This window comes from Streptomyces sp. CA-288835 (genome assembly GCF_050936385.1).
Lineage (GTDB): Bacteria > Actinomycetota > Actinomycetes > Streptomycetales > Streptomycetaceae > Streptomyces.
The window spans coordinates 6,493,516-6,518,264 of record NZ_JBNJMW010000001.1 but is presented as its reverse complement, the minus strand read 5'-3'; the positions used below and the strand labels follow the sequence as shown (position 1 = coordinate 6,518,264).

Here is a 24,749-nt window from a genome sequence, read left to right as displayed (position 1 = left end):
ACCGGAATCCACGGATAGGTCCTGTGCGGCGTGTGGAGCGTGTGGGTCAAGGCGCGCCCACGACGGGGTCACGAAGAGGCCAGTACGCGCAACCAATCCTCACATACCGGGCATTGAGGGATGAGTGGACTCAGTGACTGGGAAGGACCGGCATGACTTCCGTTGGTTCGGGTAGCCGCGCGCCCATGGCTCGACCACACGCAAACCGATCAGGAACCGACAACGGGTCCCTCAGAGGTCTCAGCCGCCGCTCCTTGCTCACAGGAGCGGTGGCCCTGGGCGCTGCGGGAAGTCTCGGGGTGGCGGGCTGCAGCCGCGTCCCCGACGAGGGAAAGGTGCTGGGAGGCAGCCTGCTGGACACCCTGAAGGATCAGGGATCCGTGAAAATCGGCATCGCCAGCGAGCCGCCGTTCGGTTATGTGGGAGACGACGGACAGGCCACCGGAGAAGCCCCCGCTATCGCCAAGGTTATCTTCGAGCGGCTCGGCATCGGCGAGATCAAGCCAGTGCCGGTGGACTTCGGCGCCCTCATTCCCGGACTGAAGGCGCGACAGTTCGATGTGGTGTCCGCCGGGATGTACATCAATCCCGACCGATGCGCGCAGGTGCTCTTCTCCGACCCGGACTACCTGATGCTGGACGCCTTCATCGTCAAGAAGGGGAATCCGCACGGCATCAAGACGTATGAGGACGTCAAGGCGAAGAATCTCAAGCTCGCCTCGGGCAAGGCCTACGCCCAGATCGACTCGGCCAAGGCCGCGGGTATCGGCAACATTCTGATCCTGCCGGACCAGGTCGCCGGTCTCGACGCGGTGGCCCAGGGGCGGGTGGACGCCTTCGCGGGTACCCGCATCACGGTCAGCGACGCGGTGAAGGGCTCCAACCGGGCCGAGGCGACCGAACCCTTCCAGCCCGAGATCGACGGAAAGCCCGTCTACGGCGCGGGCGGATTCGCCTTCCGAAAGTCCGAGCAGAACTTCCGTGACGCCTTCAACGAGGAACTGCTCAAGCTCAAGGAGAACAACTACAAGGAGCTTCTCGAGATCGTCAGGCCCTTCGGTTTCGGCATGGCCGAGATGACCGATCTCACCGCGAAGGAGCTGTGTGCCGGATGATGAGCTCGGAGTTCTTCACCACGTGGTTCCTGCCGGGTATCTGGATCACCATCCAGGTGACGGTGTACGCGGCTGCTCTGGGCGCTGTCATCGCGTTCGGGATCGGTCTGGCACGCGATTCGCAGTTCTGGATCGTACGTTTCCTCGCCGGCGTCTATTTCGAGATCTTCCGTGGCATGTCGGCCCTGGTGCTGATGTTCTGGATGTTCTTCGCCCTGCCGTTCTTCGGCTGGCAACTGGTGCCCATGTGGGCGGGCGTCAGCGCGCTCGCCCTCACCTACGGCGCCTACGGTTCCGAGATCGTCCGCGGTTCGCTGGCCGCCGTAGCCCCGGCGCAGAAGGAGGCGGGCATCGCGCTCAACTTCACCCGCTGGCAGCGGCTGCGACTGATCGAGATGCCGCAGGCGTGGCCCGAGATGGTGCCGCCGTTCAATAACCTGCTGGTCGAGCTCCTGAAGGGCACCGCCCTGGTCTCCGTCATCACGGTGGCCGACATGACCTTCGCCGGCGGTCTGGTCCGGCTTGGCACCAATGAGACGACGCCGATCTACACGCTGCTGCTGGTCCTGTACTTCGTACTCGCCTTCCTCATCACCCGCGGCATGCGGGTGGTCGAGCGCAAGGCCAAGGCAGGCATCGGGCAGCAGCCGGAGAAGCGGGGCGGGATCACCGCCAAGCTCGGCGCTCGCGGTGAAAGCCTGCAGGCCGGTTCGCAGTCCGCGGGAGGCATCTGATGAACTGGGACTGGCAAGTCGTAGACGACTTCATGCCGCGGTTCTGGGACGGCGTACTGGTCACGCTGCAGGCCCTGGCCATCGGCACCCTGATCGCCTTCGCCCTCGGCCTCGTATGGGCGATGGCGCAGCGGTCCACGCTGGTGTGGGTGCGCTGGCCGGTCATCGCCTTCACGGAGTTCATCCGCAACACTCCGCTGCTGGTGCAGCTGTTCTTCCTGTTCTACGTGGTGCCGAACTTCGGCCCCTCGATGTCACCGCTCGCCACCGGCATCATCGGCCTCGGGCTGCATTACTCCACGTACACCGCTGAGGTCTACCGCGCCGGTATCGACGGCGTGCCCGTCGGCCAGTGGGAGGCGGCCACGGCGCTGAATCTGCCCAAGGGCCGTACGTGGCGTGCGGTGATCCTGCCGCAGGCGATCCGCCGCGTCGTCCCGCCGCTGGGCAACTACGTCGTCGCCATGCTCAAGGACTCCCCGATGATCGCGACCATCGGCGCCCTCGACATGCTCGGCGAGGCCCAGGCCTTCAGCAACGAGACCTTCACCACGGAAGCCATCACCGTCGTGGGTGTGGCCTTCATCGTCATCGCCTACCCCGCTTCCCTCTTGATCCGAGCCCTGGAGCGTCGTCTTGTCCGCTGACACCCCTCTGCAGAAAGAACCCGAGAGCAGCCAGAACCCACCGGTGGACGGCAGCGAGCTGATCCGCTTCGACAAGGTCACCAAGCGCTTCGGCAGCAACGTCGTGCTCGACAACCTCGACTTCTCGGTGGACTCCGGCAAACACGTCACGCTGATCGGCCCGTCCGGCTCCGGCAAGACGACGATCCTGCGCCTGCTGATGACCCTGCTCAAGGCCGACGAAGGCACGATCAAGGTCAACGGCGACTACCTCACGCACGAGGAGAAGAACGGCAAGCTCGTCCCGGCGGGCGAGAAGCACATCCGCGAGGTCCGCAAGAACATCGGGATGGTCTTCCAGCAGTTCAACCTCTTCCCGAACATGAAGGTGCTGCGCAACCTCACCGAGGCGCCGGTCACTGTGCTCGGCATGTCCAAGGAGGCGGCCGAGGAACGGGCCCGCGACCTCCTCGAACTGGTCGGTCTGACCGAGCACATCGACAAGTACCCGACCCAGCTCTCCGGCGGTCAGCAGCAGCGCGTCGCGATCGCGCGGGCCCTGGCGATGCGGCCGAAGGTGCTGCTTCTGGACGAGGTCACCTCCGCGCTCGACCCCGAGCTGGTCGTGGGCGTCCTCGACGTGCTGCGGGACATCGCCCGCACCACGGACATCACGATGCTCTGCGTGACCCACGAGATGAACTTCGCCCGGGACATCTCGGACGCGGTCCTGATGTTCGACAAGGGCCGCGTCCTGGAATCCGGCCCCCCGGAGAAGATCTTCGGCGAACCGGAGCACGAGCGGACGCGGGAGTTCTTGAGCGCGGTGCTGTAGGCGCAGGTGCAGTCCCGCGCCCCTAGAGGAAGGCCTCCGACCTCCTTCAGGGGCGCGGGACTGTATCGATTTGCGACTCCGGCGAGCGGGCGCGCCCGTGGTCGAGCCATGGTGACTTGACTGTGGCATATGCCAGAGTGGCGCGTTCCTGCTGAGAGGGCCGGAACGCGCCATCCTTCTCGTCAACAGCCCCTCCCCGTCCGCCCATTGACGGCTATCGTGGAAGCAGCCTCCATCCGAGAACGGCCAAGCAGCGCAGGGGGAACCGTGGCGCTCAAGCACGAGCCGACCGCGCCGTACCACTCGGCCCAGGACGCCTTGCGCGTACTGGAGACCGTGGCACGACACACCACCGGCGTCACCGACGCCGGGCTCGCCCGCGCGACCGGCCTCGGCACGGACCGGCTGACCCCGCTCCTGCGGATGCTGCGCCGCGAGGGATACGTCGAGCAGGTCACCGACGGCGCATACGTCACCGGCGCCGCCCTGAACAGGCTGACCTCGGCACGCGGCCGCGACCAGGCGCTGCGCGAGCAGGTCCAGCGCAACCTCGACCGGTTGCGCGACTCGGTGGGCGCCGCCGTCTACATCAGCCGTTACGTCGACGGCGAGGTCCACGTAACCCAGTGCGCGGAAGGCCCGAGCACCCCCGCGGTGAACGAATGGGTGGACTTCAGGCGCTCCGCCCACGCCAGCGCGATCGGCAAGAGCCTGCTCGGCCAGCTCGACGTGAACGCCCGCCGCGACCACCTCGCTCGCCACAAGATGGCCCGCCTCACCTCGCGCACCATCACCAACGAGCGGGTGCTGCTGTCCAGCCTCGACGCCCAGGCCCCCAGCGTGCCGGTCCTCGACCTCCAGGAGTACGCGGTCGGCACGGTGTGCGCGGCGGTCCCCATCACGGCCGGCTCCGCCGTGGGCTGCCTGGCGCTGTCCCTTCCGATCTCCCACGCGCACCGTCTGCGGGCGGCGGCGGACACCCTGAACCGGGGCGCGGCACCGGTACTGCTGTCCCTCGCACTCTGAGCCGCGGGCTCCGGCTGGACACTGGTCAAAAGCACCCCCGCGGACCAGGTACTATTTTTTCCGTCGCCGACCGCCGCAAGCGGGAGGCGGGAGTCATGCGCCGCTAGCTCAGTTGGTTAGAGCAGCTGACTCTTAATCAGCGGGTCCGGGGTTCGAGTCCCTGGCGGCGCACCACCGAAGGGCCTCTCGCGGGAGCGAGAGGCCCTTCGACGTATCCCAGAGCCATCCGGCCGCGGTCACAGTCACGGCCTTGGTCACGGGGTCATCGTGACGCCATCGATGACGACGGTGTCGTTGGTCTCGCTCGGGGTCTCCTCGAAGCCGAAGACGTCGGACGTCTGGTTGTACGTGACCATGAAGCCGATACAGAACACCGCGGCCACCCCGAGGAACGCCAGGATGGCGCCGGTGGACGCCGCCAGCCTGGCCCGGCGCGGCTCCTTCACCGTGGCGACCACATCGCGGCCCTCGGCGTAGTACACGGTGACGAAGTCGCCCTCGAGGATCGTCCCCGGGCCGTCCTCCTCCTCGAAGCGGACCGTCTGGCCGTCGCGAGCCGTGAACTCGTAGACGTGGTGCAGCGTGGTCCTCACGGACGTGTCGTTGCTGCCGCCGTGTGTCGTCGTGAACATCCGCAGACAGCGCCCCTCGGCCGTGAGGCCGCTGCTCCAAGCGCTACGGATCTGCAGCGAGCGGCGCACCACGCGGTACGCGCCGAAGAGCACCACGGCCAGGACCAGGCTCGGCACCATGTAGAACAAGAAGTCGATCATGCTTCCCCCGAGGTCAGGTACTGCTTGTGGGGGGAACCTACCCGCGGGGGAAGCACGCCTGTCTCAAGTAACGCTCAGAGATCAGGAGTTGGATCGTACGAGTTGGATCGGACCGTGCCTGATCAGAACATGGCGGGTCAGAACGTGACGTCCGAGCAGGCGTAGAACGCGTTGCCCGTGTCGGCGATCGTCCACACCGCGAGGATCACGTGGTGGCCGCTCTTGCCGGACGGCAGGGTGCCGCTGTGGGAGAGCGTCGCCGGGGGCTGGCCGTTGTAGGGGACGGTCAGGAACGGGGCGGTGTCGAGGGCGGCCCGGGTCAGCGGGGCGTTCTCGTTCCACCCGTTCTTGGTGACGTAGTACCGGAAGTCGGTCGTCGAGTGCCGCGCCGTGAACTGCCAGCGGAAGGTGTAGCTCTGCCCACCGGTGACCCTGGTGGTGGGCCAGGCGCCGCCGGACGGGGTCTTCGGCTGGTCGAGCGCGCTGAAGTGGCCGTGGCCGGCGGAACAGATCTGCCCGTCCGCGGGTCCGGCCGCCGGGAAGCCCTTGGGGCCCTCGACGCTCTGAGGCTCCCACTGGATGGCCCCGCAGTTGGTCACGGTGCCGTTGGCGCAGAGCTTCTGCCGGCTGATGGGGAGGTCGGTGTAGCCGTGGCCGCTGGCGCCGCCGCTGGAGAGCACGAACGCTCCCGTGGTGGCGAGGCCGACCACAACCGCGTACCACTTGGTCTTCTTGCCGATCCTTGTACGCATGCTGCCGCTCCTGGAGAACGTGGGGGATTTCCGTGAGCTGTGCGTGCGCATCGCGATGCGTGGACCGATGACTACTCAGTCTTCAGTCTCAGGTCTAGACCAAGCTCAGATTATTGCGACCCCTTGAACATGTCCATACCAATCGCGGAAACGTCCGTACCAATCGTCGACAGGACCCGATGGCACCGGTCCCGGGACTTCTCGACCAACTCCCCGTTCGGATCGTCGTTGGTAGCGACCCAGTTCCGCGCCTGCTCCTCACTCCGCCCGCCCGCCAACTGCCGCTCCACCAGCCGCGTTTGGCGTACGTCCCCCGGCGCCTCCACATACCAGCACTCCCGCATCAGCCCGTACGCCTCGCGCCAACCCGGCAGATCGCAGGCCAGGTAGTTCCCCTCGGTGACGATCAGCCGGGCGGCGGGCGGCACCAAGTGGCGGGCGGCGATGGGCTCGTCGATGGTGCGGTCGTAGTCCGGTACGTAGATGTCGGCGCCGGTGTCCTCCAGCACCCGCCGCAGCAGCGCGACGTACCCCCACACATCGAAACTGGGCTCGGAACCCTTACGGGAGGTCAGCCCCAGCCGCTCCAACTGCCGGTTGGAGAGGTGGAACCCATCGAGGGGCAGATAGGCGGCCCGCTCGCCAAGGTGCGCGACAAGGGCCCGAGCGAGGGTGGACTTCCCGGCACCGGGCGGGCCCGCGAGCCCGAGCACGGCACGCGGCAGGCCATCGGTGAGCCGCCAGGCGTCGGCAGCGAGGGTGACGAGGGCGGGGCGGTCAGCGATCTCCATGCCCTGCATTGGACGCCATCGGTCGGGTCTTCGCCAGAGGCTCTAAGCGGACTTGCCGAGGTCCGGTGCGTCCCCGTGCCCCGAGGGGACGGCCCACGCCCCGAGGAGGCCGCAGGCCTCTTAAGGGGCGCGGGGAACTGCGCGACCAGCCACGACGAACCCGCGGCTTCAAACGAACCCGCTTCGAGCCACCCTCCCAGCGGAGCGCTCAGGCGCCGTCCCTGGCCTCCAAGGCCGCGAGCCGCCGCCGCTGTATCACCGCGGCAACCTCAGGCGCGTACTCCGTCCGCAACGGCTGGACGGAAAACACCTGAAGGCCCGCCGCCGAGGCCTCCCCCGCCACGAGGCGAGTCAGCCTCTCCCTGACCCCCTCCGTATCGGCCGGAAGCCGAGCCAGCGCCGCCTCCACGCATTCGCGCAGATACCGCTCGTAGTCCTCGACGCCAAGCGCGGCCCGTGCGGTATCCCTGACCCGCCAGATCACCAACACCACGACGCGCAGGGCGAGCCCATGCGCGTCAACGGCCGGCATCGGCTCGCTGCGCCAGTGCCGCAGCCGTACGTCGATCCGGCGCCGCAACAGCAACGGGTTCACCCACATCAGCCCCGTACGCCGAACGGTGCCCCGGTAGCGCCCGAAGAGCCCGAGCACCCAAGCACACCCGGTCCGCCCACGAGCCAGCCCCCCGAACCCAAAGAGCCCGACCGCCCCGGACACGGCGAACGCCGCCCACTGCGGAGCACCGAGCCCGGCACCCGCGTACACGGGCAGCCCCGTCAACTCCCGCGCAAGGGACGGCAGTACGCCCGCCCACCAGGCCGTCACCAAACACCCGGCAACCCCACCGCCCCCGGCCACCACACCCACAGCCCCCGGCAGCACCCGAGCCGACCGCTCCACCAGCTCAGGATCGACAACCGGCACCACCACCGACTCCCGCCGAACCACCCGCGGCTGCTCCCCAGTCCCCCGCCGCGCACCGACCGGCCCGACCTCGGCAGGCCGGAACAACAGATGCACCGGAATCTCAGTGGTCGCCTCGTTGTGAATCAACCGCGGCACCCGGGACCCTTCAGGACCCTGCTCCGACTCCGAAGTAGTCGTACTCATCCGGCCGCCCCCTTCGGGTGGAGATGTCCGCACTCGCGCACATACGCCAGTTTCTCAACCCCCACCAACAACCGCATGCTGACGGTCCGAACGATGTAAGGCCCCAAGCAACCGCGGCGAGGTCCTGCGCGGTCCCGCGCCCCTGAAGGAGGCCGCAGGCCTTCCTTCAGGGGCGCGGGGAACTGCGCGACCAGCCCCCACCGACCCGCAGCCTCACCACCGCACCCCACTGCCCCGCACCCTCATCACCGCACCCCCAGCGGAGCGCAACCGCTACCCTCTCGCCATGGCGCGCGACCTGCAGGAGCGGATCAAGAAGCTGATCATCGACCGTCGGCTGCCCTCGGGCGCCCCGCTGCCGACCGAGCCCGAGCTGATGGAGCTTCTCGGCGCCAGCCGGAATTCCGTGCGCGAGGCGTTGAAGGCCCTCCAGGCGATGGGCATCGTCGAGATCCGGCACGGCTTCGGGACGTATGTGGGCCCGATGTCGATGGCGCCGATGATCGAGGGCCTCGCCTTCCGCACGGTCGCCGGGCACTACCGCGGCGAAGACTCCCTGGTCCAGCTGCTCGAGCTGCGCGAGGCCGTGGAGACCGGGCTCATCTCGCGGCTCGCGGGCCGCCTCCCGGAGGCGGACCTCGTTGAACTGGACGCCCTCGTCGACCGTATGGAGAGTCAGGCCGCCGAAGGGGCAGGCCTCGCGGAGACCGACCGGGCCTTTCACGCCACGCTGTACCGGGGGCTCGGCAACCTTCTGCTGGGCGAGGTCCTGGAGGCGTTCTGGGACGCCTTCCACCGCGTACGCACGGATCTCGTGGAACCGCCGCAGGATCCGAAGGTCACGTGTCGGCAGCATCGGGAGATCCTCGACGCGGTCCGAACTGGTGATGCTCTGCGGGCGGAGGACGCAATAAGAGAACACTTTGGTCACATTCGAACACGCCTGACCGCTACCGCACCGCATGAGACCATCAGTCCTCCTAATTAGCGCGAATGACCGGTAAACAGCACGTTTCGCGTCTTGCGATCATGATGATCGTCGTAGAACCCTGAACCCTGGGCTACAAGAGGCTGCGGTTACTCGGCAGTTGGGGGCCGGGAAAGCGGTTGCACCAGAGGCGGGGAGGAGGGGCCCCGTTCAGAGCCCGATGTCGAGGGGGGCATCATGCAACCGGAGGGCCACCGTTCCATGTCTATAGGGTGTGGGTGGTGTGGTGACGGGGGCCTGCTATTGATACGCCTGTGAAGGTCGAGGGGGACCGAACAGGCGCATACGGAACAAGGAGCACGCGATGCACTGCGTGTGGGGGGATGACTCATGACGTCGACGCCGAACGGCGGCCGGCAGAACTCTGACCCGTCTCAGACGACCCAGCTCAGGGTGCCGTCACAGACGACGACGGGCAGTTTCCGCAGGATCAAGAAGACACTGCCGAGATACGACTACGAGCACTACAGCAGGCTCTCGGGTCCTCTCACGCAGCCCGATCCGCACAAGCCGTACCGGGTCAAGTACCGCTCCCTGATCTCGCAGGAGCCGCACCGCATCCGCGTCGCCCTGATGCTGATAGCCGCCCCGGTCCTGTCGCTGGTGCTGCTCGCCTGGCTGCTGCAGCCCACGCACTGGACCGAACGCGAGAACCCGGTCTACGACTTCCTGCCCGCGCTCGACGTCGTGATGCTCGTCTCGATCGGTCTGATCGAGTTCTTCCGCTGCATGAACGTGGTGTCGAACGCGCACGCCACGCTGGTCGCCCGCGACCCCATCCCGGTGGTGCCCGAGACCGGCACCAGAGTGGCCTTCCTCACCTCCTTCGTGCCCGGCAAAGAGCCGCTGGAGATGGTGACGAAGACGCTCGAGGCCGCGGTGAAGATCCGCCACCGAGGCCTCATGCACGTCTGGTTGCTCGACGAGGGCGACGACCCCGAGGTGAAGGAAGTCTGTGCGCGCCTCGGTGTGCACCACTTCTCCCGCAAGGGCGTCGCGAAGTGGAACCAGAAGAAGGGCCCGCACCGCGCCAAGACCAAGCACGGCAACTACAACGCCTGGCTGGACGCGCACGGTGACGACTACGACTACTTCGCCTCGGTCGACACCGACCACGTGCCGCTGCCCAACTACCTGGAGCGGATGCTCGGTTTCTTCCGCGACCCGGATGTCGGCTTCGTCATCGGCCCGCAGGTGTACGGCAACTACGACAACCCCATCACCAAGTCCGCCGAGTCGCAGCAGTTCCTGTTCCACGCGCTGATCCAGCGCGCGGGCAACCGCTACGGCTCCCCCATGTTCGTCGGCACGTCAAACGCCGTACGGATCAAGGCACTCAAGCAGATCGGCGGTCTGTACGACTCGATCACCGAGGACATGGCGACGGGCTTCGAGATCCACCGTCACAAGAACCCGGCGACGGGCAAGAAGTGGCGCTCGGTCTACACCCCGGACGTACTCGCGGTCGGTGAGGGCCCCAACGCCTGGACGGACTTCTTCACCCAGCAGATGCGCTGGTCGCGAGGGACGTACGAGACGATCCTCAAGCAGTACTGGAAGGGCTGGTACTCGCTGCCGCCGAGCAAGCTCTTCAACTACACGATGATGATCATCTTCTACCCGATGTCGGCCCTCAACTGGATCCTGGCGGCGCTGAGTTGTGCGCTGTTCCTGGGCCTGGGCGCTTCGGGTGTGAACATCGACCCGGCGATCTGGCTGATGCTGTACGGCAACGCCTCGGCGCTGCAGATCGGTCTGTACGTCTGGAACCGCCGCCACAACATCTCTCCGCACGAGCCGGAGGGTTCCGGCGGTGTGGCAGGCATGATCATGTCCGCGCTGTCGGCGCCGCTCTACGCGAAGGCGCTGATCGACTCCGTACTGCGCCGCAAGAGCAAGTTCGTGGTCACGCCGAAGGGCGACTCGGCGAGCCCGGACACCTGGTTCGGGACCTTCCGTTACCACTGGTACTTCATCTTGATCTTCGCCGGTTCGATCAGTGCCGGCTTCTACTTCGGCAACTCGCACCCGGCGATGGTCATCTGGGCGTCGTTCGCGCTTCTGATCACCGCCTCACCGATGTTCGCCTGGCGTTATCAGATGCGCCAGGACGCGAAGAAGCCGCCGTCCGCGCCGCCGGAGTCGCAGGACGCCGTGACCACACCACAGCCTCTGCCCACCCATCAGCCCGCCCCGCACGGACAGCAAAGGCCGAGCTGGGCGGCGGACGGGGGCAGTGACCAGACAGTGCAGATCGCTCTTGGGGGACGCAAGAAATGAAAGACCGCTCCAGCCGCCACCGCCGCGCCCGCCGCATCGCGATAGGCGCGGCGGTGGTGGTGGCGCTGGCGGGGATGAACGGACCGGCGCTCTACCGGTTCGGTTCGGCCAAGTACCACGACTACAAGATCAACCAGCCCGAGTACAAGGCCGCGAACGGCAAGTGGGAGATCGTCGAGTTCCCGGAGAAGTACCGGCTGAACACGATCCACGCGGCGCTCCTGCGCACCGGCAAGGTCCTGCTGATCGCGGGCTCGGGAAACAACGCGGACAACTTCGACGCGAAGAAGTTCGACACCCGGATCTGGGACCCGGTCAAGGGCACGATCAAGGACATCCCGACACCGAAGGACTTGTTCTGCACGGGCCACACCCAGCTCGCCAACGGCAATCTGCTGATCGCGGGCGGCACCAAGCGGTACGAGAAGCTCGAGGGTGACGTCACCAAGGCCGGCGGCCTGATGATCGTCCACAACGAGAACCCGGACAAGCCGATCACCATCCCCGCGGGCACCAAGTTCAAGGGCAAGGAGAACGGCAAGACCTTCGTGTCGAAGGACCCGGTCGTCGTCGAGCGCGCGAAGAAGAATTTCGACAAGGAGACCGGCAAGTTCCTGGGGAACGAGCCGGGTCTCGGCCGTATCTACGTCGAGGCGGCGAAGCGCGGCGCCAAGTACGAGACCGGCACCGAGGACAACTACACGATCCAGGGCCTGAAGGGCGCCGACGCGCGTAACACGTACGGCATCGCGCAGAAGCTTGCCCTCGACAAGAAGGACTTCCAAGGGATCAGGGACGCCTTCGAGTTCGACCCGGTGGCTGAGAAGTACATCAAGGTCGACCCGATGAAGGAGGCGCGCTGGTACCCGACGCTCACCACGCTCTCCGACGGCAAGATCCTCAGCCTCTCCGGCCTGGACGAGATCGGCCAGCTGGTGCCGGGCAAGAACGAGGTCTACGACCCGAAGACCAAGGAGTGGGAGTACACCGAGGAAGTCCGGCAGTTCCCGACGTACCCGGCGATCTCCCTGATGCAGAACGGGAAGCTGTTCTACTCGGGCGCCAACGCCGGCTACGGCCCGGACGACGTCGGCCGTGACCCGGGCATCTGGGACCTGAAGACGAACAAGTTCGACAAGATCCCCGGCATGTCCGACCCCAAGCTCCTGGAGACCGCGGGCACAGTGCTGCTGCCGCCCGCGCAGGACGAGAAGTACATGGTGATCGGCGGCGGCGGCGTCGGCGAGTCCAAGCAGTCCAGCAAGAAGACCCGCATCATCGACCTGCTGGAGGACGACCCGAAGTTCGTCGACGGGCCAGAGCTGGACAAGGGCACCCGCTACCCGCAGTACTCGATCCTGCCCGACGACAGCGTGCTGGTGTCCGGCGGCTCCGAGGACTACCGCGGGCGCGGCGACTCGGACATCTTCGAGGCGCGGCTCTACGACGCGAAGAGCAACGAGATGAAGCGGGTCGCCGACCCGCTCGTGGGCCGCAACTACCACTCGGGCTCGATCCTGCTGCCCGACGGCCGTGTGATGGTCTTCGGCTCGGACCCGCTCTACTCGGACAAGGCCAACACCAAGCCGGGCGAGTTCGAGCAGCGCATCGAGATCTACACGCCGCCGTACCTCTACGGCGACGCGCAGCCCACGCTCTCCGGCGGTCCGAAGACCATCAAGCGCGGCGAGTCGGCGACGTTCAAGTCCGAGCACGCCTCGTCCATCAAGACGGCCCGGCTGATCCGGCCGAGCGCCTCGACGCACGTCACCGACATCGACCAGAAGTCCATCGCCCTGGACCTGGAGAAGACGGACGGCGGCATCGAGGTCACCGTCCCGAAGAACCGCAACCTGGTCCAGTCGGGCTGGTACATGCTCTTCGTGACGGACGACCAGGGCACACCGAGCAAGGCCCAGTGGGTCAAGGTTCCGTGATCCGTCCCTGACCGCAGGCAGAGTTACGCAACTGGGGGCGCCCTCCGCCAAGGAGGGCGCCCCCAGTCACGTACGACCTGCTGCTCCTGCTACTCGCTCTACTCGCTGGCCTTCGCGAGCTCCAGCGCGTAGTCCGGCCACCACTCGCCCGCGTTCGGGCCGCCCCTGCAGGTGCCGTCGGACTCGCCGGGGCGCTTGACCCACAGGTAGGCGTCGACGAGGTCGTCGCCGGTCTTCGTGGTGGGCTCCTCGCCGAGCGCGCGGCCTGGCGGATTGCACCAGTTCTCCGCGGGATCGCCTTCGGTGTACGGACCGTTGCCGTTGCGGCTGGTGTCGATCACGAAGGGCTTGTTGCCGATCTTCGCGGACAGCTCCTTGCCGTACTTGGTGCTGTCCTCGGTGGTGTAGAAGTTCGACACGTTCACCGAGAAGCCGTCGGCCTGGTCGATGCCCGCCTTCTTGAGCGGATCGTAGAGATCGCTCGGGTTGTTGCCCGCGTTGCCCGCGTCCAGGTAGACCTTCGTGTTCTTCAGGGACCCGAGCTTCTCGACGGCCCCCTTGAGCAGGTCGAGACGCTCCTGGTGGAACTCCTGGGCCGTGCAGCCGTCCACCACGTGCAGCAGTGCGTCCGGCTCCAGGATCACCGTGGCGTTCCGGTCGCCGATGCCGCCGGCGACCTGGTCGATGAACTCCCGGTAGGCGTTGCCGTCCTTGGCGCCGCCCTGCGAGAACTGGCCGCAGTCGCGGTGCGGAATGTTGTAGATGACGAGCAGCGCGTCCCGGTCGGCTTTCTCGGCCGCCTCGGTGACTTCGCGCGCCTCGGCCTCCGCTTTCTCCGGAGTGATCCACTCGCCTGTGGGATGCGCGGCGATCTTCTTGATCAGCTCGGCTTCTTCCTTCTTCCCCTCCTCGGTGAAGGTGCTCACCTGCTGAGCCGCGTTCCCGTCGGGGTTGACCCAGTACGGGTCGTCGCCCTTCGGCTGCTGGCTGACCTGGCCGGCCTGGTCCTTCTCCCCATCGCCGTCGTCCCCGGAGGAGGAACACCCCGCGAGCAGCAGCACCACTCCGGCCACCGCCACGGACGCCCTGGCTCCGGCCCCCCTGCGCTCGTACATCCAACTCCCCCCATGGGTGCACTGTTCGAAGTACCAATCCTGACATACGCCTCTGTGCGCTCACGAGGGCGTCCGCCCCTTGTCGGACACCTGTTACAGCCACTCCGATCGGCTCTCGCCGTCCCGCAAAGTCGCCGTAACATCTCTAGGCCTAAACGCTGATCCGTTCTAGAGTCGTTCCGGACTTCGACATCGACGCATCATCGACACATCGACGTTCCGAGACCTCCCGCGCCGACGCCGGGTTACTCCCGCAGCCCGAGCGCGCGTGGTCGAGGACCAGCCCGGTCGGCGGCTCAGGGGGAGCGGTCGTCGGCCGGGCTAGGTATCGAAGTCCGCAGTGCGGTATCGCGCCCGTTTGAGGGGCCGCAGGCCCCGATAGGGGCGCGGGGCAGTGTCCATATGCGGCTCCGCCGCGTGGGCGCGACCAGCCCCCACCGGCCCGCAGGTGTATCACCGTGCTCCCAGCGGAGCGGCACCCGTGAGGTACGCCGACACCACCACGTTCGCCGTGTACGCACGGGCTCCCGGGTCGAAGCGCCCACCGCAGGTGACGAGGCGGAGTTCGGCGCGCCCCGGCCGCCGGACTCCGTACGCCTGCCGCGCATCGAAGCGGTCGCGCGCGAGCACCTGGACGTCGTCCACGGTGAACTCGGCGACCGTGCCGTCGTCGCGGATCACCCGCACCTTCGCGCCCGGCCGCAGCTCGCTGAGGCGGCGGAACACCGCCGGCCGCGACTCGGTGTCGACATGCCCCACGAGCAGCGCGGCTCCCTCGGCGCCGGGGCTCGCACCGGCCCCGTACCACCCGACGGCCCCCGCCCGGGAATAGGGCGGCACGTCGATCGCCCCGCGCGCATCAAGCCCGCGGACCATCACCGGCGCCCGCACCCCGAGCGACGGAACGACCAGCCGCTCCGGCCGCGCCGAACCCGCCAATGGCTCGGCGGCGGGCGGCAGTTGGACCCCGAGCGGCCGCCCCACCGCCGCCACGTCACCCGTGGTCGGCGCGGACGTCCCCGGGCGTACGTCGGTCACTTCGCGGCCCCACAGCCACAGCCCGAGCAACAGCACCGCCCAGACGACGCCCGTCGTCAGGCGGCCGGCTCCGGAGGTACGTTCCCGGTCGGACATGGCCGCCCCTCACCTGCCGCGTCCCCGGCGCACACTGCGCACCGCCACGGCCACCGCGGCGGCCCCCGCCAGAACCAGACCGACCACGGTGTGCGGCGTGCCGGGCCCCTCCGCCCGCTCCTGAGCGGCGGACAACCGCGCGGACCCACCGCCGCCGGCGCTCACGGGGGCGGTGGGGGACTGGGGGGCGGAGGGCGCGGCGGGCCCGGCGGCGGCTGCGGAGGGCTTCCTTACGACGGTGAGGGTGCCCGTGGCCGTGTCGGACCCGTCCGCCTGCCCGCCTTTGTCGGCGAGGCCGCCGCAGGTGACCTCGATGTCGTACGTGCCCGGGGTGAGCGTCGAGCGGATCCGCGTATCGCCGACGAGTTCGCCGGTTCGCCCGGCCAGCAGGGCGTCCGCGACGAACGCCCTGGACGTGGCGGTAGCGGTGCCCGACGTCCCCTCCGGGCAGCCCCGCGCCCGTACCTGGATGTCGCTGCCGGGGGTCGGGTTCGCCGGTGAGACGGAGACGTCCGTGTCCATGGGGAGGGCGTCCATGGGGAGGGCGGAGGCGGGGACGGGGGTGAACGCGCCGGCGACCACGGCACCGGCACAGAGAGTCAGTTGCAGTGAGCCCATCGTGAACCTCCGAATACGTCGAGACTCCTCTCCCGGGCGCGTAAACGCACGTGGGGAGGGGCCTCGGCTGGTCCGTTCGGGTAACTGGTTCGGGTACTTGGGATGACTGACAAGAGGAGCCGTTCGGAAACCGGCTCACACCCGGTCGACGAGGTCGGCGATCGAGTCGACGACCTTGGACGGGCGATACGGGTACCGCTCGACGTCCTCGGGCGTGGTCAGCCCGGTCAGCACCAGGAACGTCATCATCCCCGCCTCCAGTCCGGCAAGGACATCCGTGTCCATCCGGTCGCCGATCATCGCGCTGGTCTCGGAGTGCGCGCCGATGGCGTTGAGTCCCGTACGCATCATCAGCGGGTTCGGCTTGCCCGCGAAGTACGGCTTCTTGCCGGTCGCCTTGGTGATCAGCGCGGCCACGGCGCCGGTGGCGGGCAGCGGGCCTTCGGCGGACGGCCCGGTCTCGTCGGGGTTGGTGCAGATGAAACGGGCCCCGCCGTTGATCAGCCGGACCGCTTTGGTCATGGCCTCGAATGAATAAGTACGAGTCTCGCCGAGGACTACATAGTCGGGCTCGTGGTCGGTGAGGACGTACCCGATGTCGTGCAGCGCCGTGGTCATGCCCGCCTCGCCTATGACGTACGCGGTGCCGCCGGGCCGCTGGTCGTCCAGGAACTGGGCGGTGGCCAGGGCGGAGGTCCAGATGTTCTCGACGGGGACGTCCAGGCCCATGCGCTGAAGGCGGGCGTGCAGGTCGCGGGCGGTGTAGATGGAGTTGTTGGTGAGCACCAGGAAGGGGCGCCCAGACTCCCGGAGCTTCTTGATGAAGGCGTCGGCGCCGGGGATGGGCACGCCCTCGTGGATGAGTACACCGTCCATGTCGGTGAGCCACGACTCGATGGGCTTGCGCTCTGCCATGTCCGGTCTCCTGACGTACGCGTGTGCCAGCGTCTCAGGGTAGCCAGCGCCCGGATCTTGGTGGAGGGGCGTCCGGCCTGTGGGCAGGCCGGGTGGGCAGCGAAGGGCGGCAGGGGGTTCGGAGTTCGGAGTTCGGAGTTCGGGGCTCGGGGTTCGGGGCTCAGCGGCGGCGTCGGGCGATGAGCATGGCGCCGGCTCCGGTGGCGATGAGCAGCAGGCCGGCGGCCGCCGTTCCAAGAAGCCCACGCCGGGAGGCGGGTCCGGTACCGGCCAGCTCGTCGGGGAACGGGAACCCTTTCTCGGGTACGGGTTCGGGGGTGCCCTCCGGAGTGGCCTCCCCTTCGGGCGTGTCCTCGTCCTGGGACGTGCCCTTGGGGACGATACGAAACCGGTAGTCGTTCGACTGCCCCACCCAATCCCCGTCATCGCCATCGTCATGCCGCCGCACGACGGCCGCGTTGGCAACGACATCGTTGGGCATAGCATCCTCGGCAACAGCAAGCCGAACCCTGACGGACACCGTCTCCCCCGCCCCCACGCTGAACCCCGAAAACCCCCCGTCCCCGTCATCGAACACCCCGACGCTCTCGTCCTCCCCACTCCGCTCGAAGCGGACGGGATACGCCTGGGCCGCGGCGCCTTCAGACGCGTAAAACTCAAGCCGAACCTGCCCGCCCTCAAGCACGCGCTTCTGATCCACGAGCACGAGGACGGGGTGGATGCTCCGGCAGGTCTCGCGGGTGGTGTTGGTGAGCGCGAGATACCAGCTCCGATATCCACCTCCGGCCTCATACACGGAGGGCCCACCGTGAATCCGAGTACGGATAGGGAACGCCCGACTGCCGGAGGGGGCCGAGCAGTTGGGCTCGGGAGCGAGGGCGTGCGCGGGCAAGGGAGCAAGGGCGGTGACTAGAGAGAGAACCAGGAGGAAGGCAGACAAAGAGGTAGGCAGTCGCATGAACACAGGAGCCTGCCGGGAGCCGAGACGTCAGGCAGTCCGAGGACTCCGGGCGGACCCCGTTCGGGGGTCGAGTTCAGCAAGTCGGCTCAGCGCGGACTTGCCCGCCGCTCACGGCTCAGCAGCGGAGGGCACCCCTATACGTTGCCTCAGCAGGACGCGCCCTTTAGGGGCGCGGGGAACTGCGCGACAAGCCACAACGCACCCGCAGCTTGGAACCGGCCTTCCAGCGGAGGGCACCCCTATACGTCACCTCAGCAGGGACGCCCCTTCAGGGGCGCGGGGAACTGCGCGACAAGCCACAACGCACCCGCAGCCGCCGACGCGTAGTCCCTCCCGAGCTCTCAAGCTCACCCTTCGGCGCGCCCGAACAACGGCGCCAACAACAACTGAGCCGCCCCCTCAGCCACCCCCCACTCCCCGCCGGAGGCAACCCGCACCGGCACAGGAGAACTGGCCCCCTCCCGCCGAGCTCGAGCATCGAGCACCGCCCCCACCCCCCGCACAAACCGCTCCGGCTCACCAGCCACAATCCGCCCACCCAACAGCACAAGATCAATATCAAGCAGCCCCACCACATTGGCAGCGCCAGCGCCCAGCACCCGAGCCGCCTCGTCCACATCCCCCCGAGCCACAGCCTCCAGGCACAACACCTCAACGCACCCCCGATCCCCGCACGAACACACCGGCCCGTCCAGCTGGATCACCTGATGCCCGAACTCCCCCGCCGCGGTATGCGCCCCCCGATGCACGGCCCCACCCAGCACAAGCCCGGCCCCCAGCCCCGTACCCAGATGCAGATACGCGAAGGACCCAACCTCCCCTTCCACCGCGAGCCCGAGCGCAGCGGCATTCGTGTCCTTGTCCAGCACGACCGGCATCCCCAGCCGCCGAGCCAACGCGTCCCGCAGCGGAAACCCGTCCCACTCGGGAAACCCGGTCACCCGATGCAGCACCCCGTGGGTGTGGTCGAGAGGCCCGGGCATGGCGACCCCGACCCCCAGAACCGCCCCCAGCTCCTCGTCCACCCCTCCCACCAGCCCTTCGACCTCCCTCGCGGCCACCTCCACCACGGCCTCGGCGCCCGCCCCCAGATCCAGTGGCCCCCGCCGCTCCCCCGCGACCGCCCCGGTCAGATCGACGAGCACCGCCCGCAGCTCATCGCGTTCAAGATGCAGGCCCACGGCATGCCCGGCCTCCGGTACGAGGCGCAGTGACGTCCGCGGCTTGCCGCCGGTGGAGGCCTGGCGCCCCGCCTCCTCCACCAGCCCGTCGTCCCGCAGCCGCGCGGTGATCTTGCTGACGGCCTGCGGCGTCAGCCCCGTACGCTCGGCGAGTTCGAGCCGGCTGATGCCCGCGCGCCCGGCGCTGCGCAGCAGATCGAGCACCAGCGCGGCGTTGTAGCCGCGCAGTGCGTACAGATTCGCTCCGCCTCCGCCGTTGGTCCTGTTCACGAACCCATTGTCCCCCCGGGTTGCTCTTTGGCAACAGCGTTGCTTAAGTGTGGGGCATGGTGGAGAACATGACCGACACACCTCCTGTCGCCCCCTCCCGCGCGTCCCGCGTAGGCCTCATCGGCTACGGCCTCGCAGGCTCCGTCTTCCACGCCCCCCTGATCGCCGCCACCGAGGGCCTCCGCCTCGACACGGTCGTCACCGCGAACCCGGAGCGGCAGCAGCAGGCGCGTACCGAGTTCCCGGACGTACGGATCGCCGCGTCCCCCGAGGAACTCTGGGCCCGCGCCGACGACTTGGACCTCATCGTCATCGCCTCCCCGAACAAGACCCACGTCCCGCTCGCCACCGCCGCTCTCAAGGCGGGCCTCCCGGTCGTGGTCGACAAGCCGATCGCGGGCACGGCGGCCGAGGCCCGCGAGCTGGCCGCGTTGGCCGACGCACGCGGACTGCTCCTCTCCGTCTTCCAGAACCGCCGCTGGGACCACGACTTCCTGACCCTCCAAAAGCTCCTCGCCGACGGCGAACTCGGCGACGTCTACCGCTTCGAGTCCCGTTTCGAACGCTGGCGCCCCGAGCTCAAGGGCGGCTGGCGCGAGTCCGGCGACCCGACAGAGGTCGGAGGTCTGCTGTACGACCTCGGCAGTCACGTCGTCGACCAGGCCCTGGTCCTCTTCGGCCCCGCGGCCTCGGTGTACGCGGAGTCGGACGTACGCCGCCCCGGCGCCGAAGCGGACGACGACACGTTCATCGCGCTCACGCACAAGAGCGGCGTCCGCACCCACCTCTACGCCTCCGCCACCACCGCCCAACTCGGCCCCCGCTTCCGCGTCCTGGGCTCGAAGGCCGGCTACGTGAAGTACGGCCTGGACCCCCAGGAAGCCGCCCTCCGCGAGGGCGAACGCCCAACGCCCGGCAAAGACTGGGCAGTTGAGCCCGAGAACCTGTGGGGCCGCCTAGGCTCCGGCGAGTCCCCCCTGACCGGCGGCGGCCGCCCCGTCCCCACCCTCCCGGGCGCCTACCCCGCGTACTACGCCGCCCTCGCCGCCGCCCTCCAAGGCACCGCCGACAACCCGGTCACCGCCCTGGAAGCAGCCGCCGCCCTGGACGTACTGGAAGCCGCCCGCCACTCGGCCCGCAACGGAATGACGGTGACCCTGTGACCTCCGACTCCTCCCCCCTCGCCCCCAGCGTCGCCGAACTCGAGGCCCAGGAACGCCGCCTGACGCTCCCCCACTTCACGTACGACGACGCCTGGACCCTCGGCACACTCCTGGTCGACCTCGCCCGCGAACGGAACGCCCCGGTAGCCATCGACATCACCCGCTCCGGCCAACAGCTCTTCCACGCAGCCCTCCCCGGCTCCACCCCCGACAACGACGCCTGGATCACCCGCAAACGCCGAGTAGTCGAGCGCTACGCAGCCTCGTCCCTCCTAGTCGGCACCCGCTTCCGAGCCAAGGGCTCGACCTTCGAGGACGACTCCCGCCTCGACCCAGACGTGTACGCCGCCCACGGCGGCGCCTTCCCGATCACGGTCGAGGGCGCAGGCGTAATCGGCACGGTGGTGGTGTCGGGGCTGCCGCAGCTGGAGGATCACGCGCTGGTGGTGGAGGCGCTGGAGCGGTTTATCGCGGGTTAGCGGGGTCGGCGGTGGCACCAGTCTCGCGCGGGAACTCGTCCGTGGTGAGCTTGATGCCGACCGGGGTCTGGGTGAGGTCGATCTCGTCGCCGAAGTCGAGGGTCAAGTTCCCGCGGTACCTGCCGCCATGAGGGAGCGTGTGGAGGTGCCACTCGGCGGTGTACGGGTCGACGATCAGGTAGACCGGCACTTCGGCAACGGCGTAGGCCTCCAGCTTGGGCCCGTAGTCGTTGGCCGCGGTGTTCTTGTAGATCACCTCGGCGACGAACTCGACGTCCTGGTAGCGCCAGCGGCCCTTGTCGTCCTTGGACGCGCCCTCCTTGAGGGCAGTTACGTCGGAGGCGAAGCCGTTGAGACGGCCCGGATAGTCGATCCGGACGTCCGACTTCACACGCTTGCGCGGGTACTTGGTCCTCAACTGCTCGTAGATACCCGAGATGATGTCCCAGTGGCTGTTCCGCTGCGGCCACATGTAGACGGCCCCCTGGACGATCTCGAACTTGAACCCCTCGGGGGCAGGTTCAAGCCACTCGAACATCATGTCCAGGGTGCCCTCGTCGCTCTCCTCGTCCATCGCGATCCTGTCTTCAGGCAGCCGCGTAGTACAACGGGACGTTCACCAACCCGGTCACGCCGGGATGCCGAACGCCCCTTCAGGGGCGCGGGGAACTGCGCGACCAGCCACAACGAACCCGCAGCCAGCGACGGCCCCGTCAACCCGCCGAACCCAGCGGAGCGCTCACGCATCCTTGAGCTCCTGCCGCTGCCGCCCCAGCCCCTCGATCTCCAGCTCCACAACATCCCCGGCCCGCAGGAACGGCTTCGGCTCGGGCTGGCCGAGGGCGACCCCCGCCGGCGTACCCGTGTTGATGATGTCGCCCGGGTAGAGGGTCATGAACTGGCTTACGTAGCGCACCACTTCGGCAACCGGGAAGATCTGGTCGGACGTGTTGCCGTCCTGCTTCAGCTCGCCGTTGACCCACAGCTTCAGCGACAGCCGCTGCGGGTCCGGTACCTCGTCCGACGTCACCAGCCACGGCCCGAGCGGGTTGAACGTCTCGCAGTTCTTGCCCTTGTCCCAGGTGCCGCCCCGCTCGATCTGGAAGGCGCGCTCGGAGACGTCGTGCGCCACCGCGTACCCGGCGACATGCGCGAGCGCCTCCTCGTGCGAGCCGAGATAGCGGGCCGTACGCCCGATGACGACCGCCAGCTCGACCTCCCAGTCGGTCTTCTCGGAGCCGCGCGGTACGAGCACGGTGTCGTACGGCCCGACGACCGTGTCCGCCGCCTTGAAGAAGATGACCGGCTCGGCGGGGGGCTCGGCGCCGGTCTCGGTGGCGTGGTCGTGGTAGTTGAGGCCGATGCAGACGACCTTGCCGATCCGGGCAAGCGGCGGCCCGACCCGCAGCCCCGCCGCGTCCAGGGCGGGCAGCTCCCCGGCCTCGGCCGCGCTCCGGATCCGCCCGAGCGCCGCGTCGTCGGCGAGCAGCGCCCCGTCGATGTCCGCGACGATGCCCGACAGGTCCCGTAGAACCCCTTCGGCATCGAGCAGCGCGGGCCGCTCCGCCCCAGCCGTACCGACTCGCAGCAGCTTCATGATCCCCATCTCTCTGCACCACGTGCACAACCATCGGAGGTCTGGTCGATCCTCCAAGCTGTACGTCCACTCCGCAAGCCCCGGTTCAGCACGTGGACCTTCACCCGGCGGCAGCCGCCAACGGCGAGGCCCCCGGCATGTCCCGGTACAGCACAGCTCGCTCGACCGCACTCCACGTCGTACTGGTCACCACGTACAACGCGGCCGCCAACGGCACGAAGGCGACCGTGAACAGCGTCATGAACGACATCAGCGGCATGAACTTCAGAATCGCCCCCATCCCCGGCACCTGCTGCTCCTCACCACTCCCCGCGGCCGCCACCCCGGTCATCGCACCCATCTGCCGCTTCGTACGCCGGTAGTTGAAGGTCGCGACGAGGGTGACGACCGCGAACAGCCCGAGATAGACGAGCCCGTGCGCCCCGAACACCCCGCCCTCCCCCAACGCATCCATCCACCGTCCGCCGAGCGGCGCCGCGAACAGCTTGTGCGCGAGCAGGGAGTTCGCCTCGCCGCCGATCGTCGAGTTCGAGAACAGGTGGTAGAGCAGAAAGAAGGCCGGCGCCTGGAACAGACTCGGCAGACAGCCGGACAGCGGCGAGACCTTCTCCTTCGCGTGCAGCTCCAGTACGGCCTTCTGGAGCTTCTCCGGGTTCTTCCCGTGCTTCTTCCGCAGTTCGGCGATCTGCGGCTGCAGCTTGGCCCGCTCGCGCTGCCCGCGCGCCGCGGCCCGGGAGAGAGGGTGCACGAGGAGTCGTACGAACGCGGTGAACAGAACGATCGCCGCAGCCGCCGCGGACGCCTGGAACAACGGCTCGAGGAGATCGGCCAGCCCTTCGACGAGGCCGGCGAAAAGGGACATGAAGGCGGACAGGACATCGGACATGGGTGAGCCCTCCGGGGGTCTCGTCGTACCGGGAGATGAGAGATCCGGGATCTGAGATCTGGGATCGGATCCCGAGATCTGGATCCTGGGATCTGGATCTACGTCGGCATGACGGCCCGAGGGGAGAGCTGCTGCGTACTGCTGCTGCTGTTTTCCGAGTGCCCCTACGCGGCCGTCAGGAGAAGACGACCGGGTGCTCGTGGACGCGTACGCCCCCGAGCGTCGGGATCGCGTTGCGGCAGGAACGCCGTACGCCGCTCACGGTCGCGGATGGCCGTACGCACCCGGGTGGGCGGCACGGCGGGCGCGAGCCGAGCGGCGATGAGTGAACAGGCGGCGAGCGCGGACCCGGCCGCGGCGGTCGCCGCGAAGGCGACGGCGCCGACGAGGCTGCCGGAGTCGAGGAGCGCCACCTCGACGAGGAGAAGGAAGAGGAAGGCGAGCGGCCGCAACCTGGCGGCGACGGGCGTACCACCCATCAGCTGTCCTCCCTTCCTCATATCGTCAACCGTGTTGGCTCATCCTAACGGGGCCGCATGGAAGCCAGCTTCCCCCAGACGACAAGGCGGTACTTGGAGGTGTACTCCGGGGTGCAGGTGGTGAGCGTGAGGTAGTAGCCGGGGTCGGAGTACCCGTACCGCGGGTGTACGAGGCTGCGGGGGACGTCGCGGATGACCCCGCCGTCGCGGGGGGCGGTCTGCGGGATCGTCCGGTCGACGACGTACGTATATCCGGCCGCCCGCGTCTCGACCTCGATCCGGTCCCCTTCCCGCAGCCGGTTGATGTACCGGAAGGGCTCGCCGTGCGTGTTCCGATGCCCCGCGAGCGCAAAGTTCCCGGCCTGGCCGGGCTGAGCGGTGTCCGGGTAGTGGCCGGCGTACCCCTTGTTGAGGACGTTCGGCTCGCTGATCCCTTCCGCGACCGGGATGCGAAGCCCGAGCCGGGGGATGGTGAGGATGGCGTACGCCTGATCCCAGCGGGGTTGCTGGGCGGGGGTGGCGGAGGTGTCCGGACTGGCCGACGACCCGGACCGCTGACCGGTGCGGGAGGACCCGCCCGCACCACTCGTACTGCCTGTACTGCTCGTACCGCCGGAACCGCTCCCGCCCCCGCTCACAGACGGGCTGCCGCCCTCCCCCTGACTCCCCTCCCACTCCCTCTCCAACGCCTGGACCTCCCGCTCGGCGCCCTCCCGGGCCTGCCGATTGGTCCACCACAGCTGATGGACGACGAGGAGCATGAGGACGACACCGAGGGTTACGAGGAGCTCGGCGCCGTTCCAGAGAACGCGCGCGACGAGCGCATGCCGCCGCAGACTCCGCCGACTGGTGACGGGAACCCGCATCCGCACGCCTCCTGCCCCACGCCTCCTGCCCTTGCACTGCGGGCGCACGATAAGGGCTGCGGCCTCAACTCACCATCCCTACAAGCGCGATGAGAGCCTTGGCTTACGGACTTAGGG

General features: G+C 68.2%; 25 protein-coding genes and 1 tRNA gene. 11 read left to right on the top strand and 15 right to left on the bottom strand.

The genetic code is table 11. From position 1 onward, the window contains the following. Positions 1 to 185 precede the first annotated feature (185 nt). The 6 genes from ehuB (at position 186) to ACQEVY_RS29785 (ending at position 4,510) form a co-directional block, all read left to right on the top strand. Positions 186 to 1,115, top strand: coding sequence for an ectoine/hydroxyectoine ABC transporter substrate-binding protein EhuB (ehuB, locus tag ACQEVY_RS29810; protein ID WP_432952455.1), 930 nt, complete (start codon positions 186 to 188; stop codon positions 1,113 to 1,115). Further along, on the top strand, positions 1,112 to 1,849 hold the full coding sequence (ehuC, locus tag ACQEVY_RS29805) for an ectoine/hydroxyectoine ABC transporter permease subunit EhuC (protein ID WP_432952454.1): 738 nt from the start codon (positions 1,112 to 1,114) through the stop codon (positions 1,847 to 1,849). The genes ehuB and ehuC overlap by 4 nt, the downstream gene beginning before the upstream one ends. After that, positions 1,849 to 2,496, top strand: coding sequence for an ectoine/hydroxyectoine ABC transporter permease subunit EhuD (gene ehuD / locus ACQEVY_RS29800; protein WP_432952453.1), 648 nt, complete (start codon positions 1,849 to 1,851; stop codon positions 2,494 to 2,496). Before ehuC ends, ehuD begins: the two co-directional genes overlap by 1 nt. Positions 2,497 to 2,539: 43 nt before the next feature. Further along, positions 2,540 to 3,310 carry an ectoine/hydroxyectoine ABC transporter ATP-binding protein EhuA gene (ehuA, locus tag ACQEVY_RS29795; protein WP_432955464.1) on the top strand — a complete coding sequence of 257 codons (771 nt, stop codon included), beginning with the start codon at positions 2,540 to 2,542 and terminating at the stop codon, positions 3,308 to 3,310. A 267-nt stretch (positions 3,311 to 3,577) separates the two neighbouring features. Further along, the gene (locus ACQEVY_RS29790; RefSeq protein ID WP_432952452.1) at positions 3,578 to 4,336 is read left to right on the top strand and encodes an IclR family transcriptional regulator; all 759 of its coding nucleotides are present in this window, start codon (positions 3,578 to 3,580) and stop codon (positions 4,334 to 4,336) included. 97 nt (positions 4,337 to 4,433) lie between these two features. Further along, positions 4,434 to 4,510, top strand: a tRNA-Lys gene (locus tag ACQEVY_RS29785). 80 nt (positions 4,511 to 4,590) lie between these two features. On the opposite strand, the gene ACQEVY_RS29780 is transcribed toward ACQEVY_RS29785, so the two are convergent. From ACQEVY_RS29780 to ACQEVY_RS29765, 4 genes are all read right to left on the bottom strand, one after another. Next, a complete protein-coding gene (locus tag ACQEVY_RS29780; protein ID WP_432952451.1) occupies positions 4,591 to 5,109 on the bottom strand; it encodes a hypothetical protein in 519 nt (172 codons plus the stop codon). 137 nt (positions 5,110 to 5,246) lie between these two features. Then, the gene (locus ACQEVY_RS29775; protein ID WP_432952450.1) at positions 5,247 to 5,861 is read right to left on the bottom strand and encodes a lytic polysaccharide monooxygenase auxiliary activity family 9 protein; all 615 of its coding nucleotides are present in this window, start codon (positions 5,859 to 5,861) and stop codon (positions 5,247 to 5,249) included. Between the two features lie 110 nt (positions 5,862 to 5,971). After that, positions 5,972 to 6,652, bottom strand: a complete 681-nt coding sequence (locus tag ACQEVY_RS29770; RefSeq protein WP_432952449.1) for a nucleoside/nucleotide kinase family protein — start codon at positions 6,650 to 6,652, stop codon at positions 5,972 to 5,974. 208 nt (positions 6,653 to 6,860) lie between these two features. Next, a complete protein-coding gene (locus ACQEVY_RS29765; protein ID WP_432952448.1) occupies positions 6,861 to 7,763 on the bottom strand; it encodes an SPFH domain-containing protein in 903 nt (300 codons plus the stop codon). A gap of 286 nt (positions 7,764 to 8,049) precedes the next feature. Here ACQEVY_RS29765 and ACQEVY_RS29760 point away from each other — a divergent pair, with 286 nt between their 5' ends. The 3 genes from ACQEVY_RS29760 to ACQEVY_RS29750 all read left to right on the top strand — a co-directional run bounded on the left by ACQEVY_RS29760 (position 8,050) and on the right by ACQEVY_RS29750 (position 12,968). Beyond that, positions 8,050 to 8,751 (top strand): FadR/GntR family transcriptional regulator, encoded by a 702-nt coding sequence (locus tag ACQEVY_RS29760; RefSeq protein WP_432952447.1) that lies wholly within the window; start codon positions 8,050 to 8,052, stop codon positions 8,749 to 8,751. Between the two features lie 330 nt (positions 8,752 to 9,081). Further along, complete coding sequence (locus tag ACQEVY_RS29755) at positions 9,082 to 11,031, top strand: glycosyltransferase family 2 protein (RefSeq protein ID WP_432952446.1); 1,950 nt, start codon at positions 9,082 to 9,084, stop codon at positions 11,029 to 11,031. Beyond that, positions 11,028 to 12,968, top strand: a complete 1,941-nt coding sequence (locus ACQEVY_RS29750; RefSeq protein WP_432952445.1) for a galactose oxidase-like domain-containing protein — start codon at positions 11,028 to 11,030, stop codon at positions 12,966 to 12,968. The genes ACQEVY_RS29755 and ACQEVY_RS29750 overlap by 4 nt, the downstream gene beginning before the upstream one ends. Before the next feature lie 98 nt (positions 12,969 to 13,066). Here the strand turns inward: ACQEVY_RS29750 and ACQEVY_RS29745 are convergent, their stop codons facing one another. From ACQEVY_RS29745 to ACQEVY_RS29720, 6 genes are all read right to left on the bottom strand, one after another. Then, positions 13,067 to 14,083 (bottom strand): glycoside hydrolase family 6 protein, encoded by a 1,017-nt coding sequence (locus ACQEVY_RS29745; RefSeq protein WP_432952443.1) that lies wholly within the window; start codon positions 14,081 to 14,083, stop codon positions 13,067 to 13,069. 453 nt (positions 14,084 to 14,536) lie between these two features. Next, positions 14,537 to 15,217, bottom strand: coding sequence for a class F sortase (locus ACQEVY_RS29740; RefSeq protein WP_432952442.1), 681 nt, complete (start codon positions 15,215 to 15,217; stop codon positions 14,537 to 14,539). A 9-nt stretch (positions 15,218 to 15,226) separates the two neighbouring features. Further along, positions 15,227 to 15,835, bottom strand: a complete 609-nt coding sequence (locus tag ACQEVY_RS29735; RefSeq protein ID WP_432952441.1) for a hypothetical protein — start codon at positions 15,833 to 15,835, stop codon at positions 15,227 to 15,229. Positions 15,836 to 15,970: 135 nt separating this feature from the next. After that, on the bottom strand, positions 15,971 to 16,750 hold the full coding sequence (locus ACQEVY_RS29730; RefSeq protein WP_432952440.1) for an HAD-IIA family hydrolase: 780 nt from the start codon (positions 16,748 to 16,750) through the stop codon (positions 15,971 to 15,973). Positions 16,751 to 16,910: 160 nt separating this feature from the next. Beyond that, entirely contained in the window at positions 16,911 to 17,231 is a 321-nt protein-coding gene (locus ACQEVY_RS29725) for a hypothetical protein (RefSeq protein ID WP_432952439.1), read from the bottom strand. An 827-nt stretch (positions 17,232 to 18,058) separates the two neighbouring features. Further along, the gene (locus ACQEVY_RS29720) at positions 18,059 to 19,162 is read right to left on the bottom strand and encodes an ROK family transcriptional regulator (protein ID WP_432952437.1); all 1,104 of its coding nucleotides are present in this window, start codon (positions 19,160 to 19,162) and stop codon (positions 18,059 to 18,061) included. A 68-nt stretch (positions 19,163 to 19,230) separates the two neighbouring features. Between ACQEVY_RS29720 and ACQEVY_RS29715 the strand changes: the two genes are divergently transcribed. Then, on the top strand, positions 19,231 to 20,325 hold the full coding sequence (locus ACQEVY_RS29715; protein WP_432952436.1) for a Gfo/Idh/MocA family oxidoreductase: 1,095 nt from the start codon (positions 19,231 to 19,233) through the stop codon (positions 20,323 to 20,325). Beyond that, positions 20,322 to 20,804, top strand: a complete 483-nt coding sequence (locus ACQEVY_RS29710; protein WP_432952435.1) for a heme-degrading domain-containing protein — start codon at positions 20,322 to 20,324, stop codon at positions 20,802 to 20,804. Before ACQEVY_RS29715 ends, ACQEVY_RS29710 begins: the two co-directional genes overlap by 4 nt. Here the strand turns inward: ACQEVY_RS29710 and ACQEVY_RS29705 are convergent. The 5 genes from ACQEVY_RS29705 to ACQEVY_RS29685 all read right to left on the bottom strand — a co-directional run bounded on the left by ACQEVY_RS29705 (position 20,791) and on the right by ACQEVY_RS29685 (position 24,632). Then, on the bottom strand, positions 20,791 to 21,378 hold the full coding sequence (locus tag ACQEVY_RS29705) for a Uma2 family endonuclease (RefSeq protein ID WP_432952434.1): 588 nt from the start codon (positions 21,376 to 21,378) through the stop codon (positions 20,791 to 20,793). The two genes, ACQEVY_RS29710 and ACQEVY_RS29705, sit on opposite strands and share 14 nt — an antisense overlap. Positions 21,379 to 21,543: 165 nt before the next feature. Continuing rightward, entirely contained in the window at positions 21,544 to 22,401 is an 858-nt protein-coding gene (locus ACQEVY_RS29700; RefSeq protein ID WP_432952433.1) for a fumarylacetoacetate hydrolase family protein, read from the bottom strand. A 100-nt stretch (positions 22,402 to 22,501) separates the two neighbouring features. Next, positions 22,502 to 23,275 (bottom strand): YidC/Oxa1 family membrane protein insertase, encoded by a 774-nt coding sequence (locus ACQEVY_RS29695; RefSeq protein ID WP_432955463.1) that lies wholly within the window; start codon positions 23,273 to 23,275, stop codon positions 22,502 to 22,504. Between the two features lie 176 nt (positions 23,276 to 23,451). Continuing rightward, positions 23,452 to 23,766 carry a DUF6412 domain-containing protein gene (locus ACQEVY_RS29690; protein ID WP_432952432.1) on the bottom strand — a complete coding sequence of 105 codons (315 nt, stop codon included), beginning with the start codon at positions 23,764 to 23,766 and terminating at the stop codon, positions 23,452 to 23,454. 44 nt (positions 23,767 to 23,810) lie between these two features. Continuing rightward, a complete protein-coding gene (locus ACQEVY_RS29685) occupies positions 23,811 to 24,632 on the bottom strand; it encodes a class E sortase (protein WP_432952431.1) in 822 nt (273 codons plus the stop codon). Positions 24,633 to 24,749 lie beyond the last annotated feature (117 nt).

Excerpts from the sequence above, each read along its gene's own strand:
- ACQEVY_RS29755 (WP_432952446.1), top strand. The coding sequence starts at position 9,082 with ATGACGTCGACGCCGAACGGCGGCCGGCAGAACTCTGACCCGTCTCAG.
- ACQEVY_RS29740 (WP_432952442.1), bottom strand. The coding sequence starts at position 15,217 with ATGTCCGACCGGGAACGTACCTCCGGAGCCGGCCGCCTGACGACGGGC.
- ACQEVY_RS29765 (WP_432952448.1), bottom strand. The coding sequence starts at position 7,763 with ATGAGTACGACTACTTCGGAGTCGGAGCAGGGTCCTGAAGGGTCCCGG.
- ACQEVY_RS29770 (WP_432952449.1), bottom strand. The coding sequence starts at position 6,652 with ATGGAGATCGCTGACCGCCCCGCCCTCGTCACCCTCGCTGCCGACGCC.
- ACQEVY_RS29715 (WP_432952436.1), top strand. The coding sequence starts at position 19,231 with ATGACCGACACACCTCCTGTCGCCCCCTCCCGCGCGTCCCGCGTAGGC.
- ACQEVY_RS29760 (WP_432952447.1), top strand. The coding sequence starts at position 8,050 with ATGGCGCGCGACCTGCAGGAGCGGATCAAGAAGCTGATCATCGACCGT.
- ehuD (WP_432952453.1), top strand. The coding sequence starts at position 1,849 with ATGAACTGGGACTGGCAAGTCGTAGACGACTTCATGCCGCGGTTCTGG.
- ACQEVY_RS29685 (WP_432952431.1), bottom strand. The coding sequence starts at position 24,632 with ATGCGGGTTCCCGTCACCAGTCGGCGGAGTCTGCGGCGGCATGCGCTC.
- ACQEVY_RS29750 (WP_432952445.1), top strand. The coding sequence starts at position 11,028 with ATGAAAGACCGCTCCAGCCGCCACCGCCGCGCCCGCCGCATCGCGATA.
- ehuB (WP_432952455.1), top strand. The coding sequence starts at position 186 with ATGGCTCGACCACACGCAAACCGATCAGGAACCGACAACGGGTCCCTC.
- ehuC (WP_432952454.1), top strand. The coding sequence starts at position 1,112 with ATGATGAGCTCGGAGTTCTTCACCACGTGGTTCCTGCCGGGTATCTGG.
- ACQEVY_RS29705 (WP_432952434.1), bottom strand. The coding sequence starts at position 21,378 with ATGGACGAGGAGAGCGACGAGGGCACCCTGGACATGATGTTCGAGTGG.
- ACQEVY_RS29780 (WP_432952451.1), bottom strand. The coding sequence starts at position 5,109 with ATGATCGACTTCTTGTTCTACATGGTGCCGAGCCTGGTCCTGGCCGTG.
- ACQEVY_RS29690 (WP_432952432.1), bottom strand. The coding sequence starts at position 23,766 with ATGGGTGGTACGCCCGTCGCCGCCAGGTTGCGGCCGCTCGCCTTCCTC.
- ACQEVY_RS29725 (WP_432952439.1), bottom strand. The coding sequence starts at position 17,231 with ATGCCCAACGATGTCGTTGCCAACGCGGCCGTCGTGCGGCGGCATGAC.
- ACQEVY_RS29730 (WP_432952440.1), bottom strand. The coding sequence starts at position 16,750 with ATGGCAGAGCGCAAGCCCATCGAGTCGTGGCTCACCGACATGGACGGT.
- ACQEVY_RS29735 (WP_432952441.1), bottom strand. The coding sequence starts at position 15,835 with ATGGGCTCACTGCAACTGACTCTCTGTGCCGGTGCCGTGGTCGCCGGC.
- ACQEVY_RS29745 (WP_432952443.1), bottom strand. The coding sequence starts at position 14,083 with ATGTACGAGCGCAGGGGGGCCGGAGCCAGGGCGTCCGTGGCGGTGGCC.
- ACQEVY_RS29775 (WP_432952450.1), bottom strand. The coding sequence starts at position 5,861 with ATGCGTACAAGGATCGGCAAGAAGACCAAGTGGTACGCGGTTGTGGTC.
- ACQEVY_RS29700 (WP_432952433.1), bottom strand. The coding sequence starts at position 22,401 with ATGAAGCTGCTGCGAGTCGGTACGGCTGGGGCGGAGCGGCCCGCGCTG.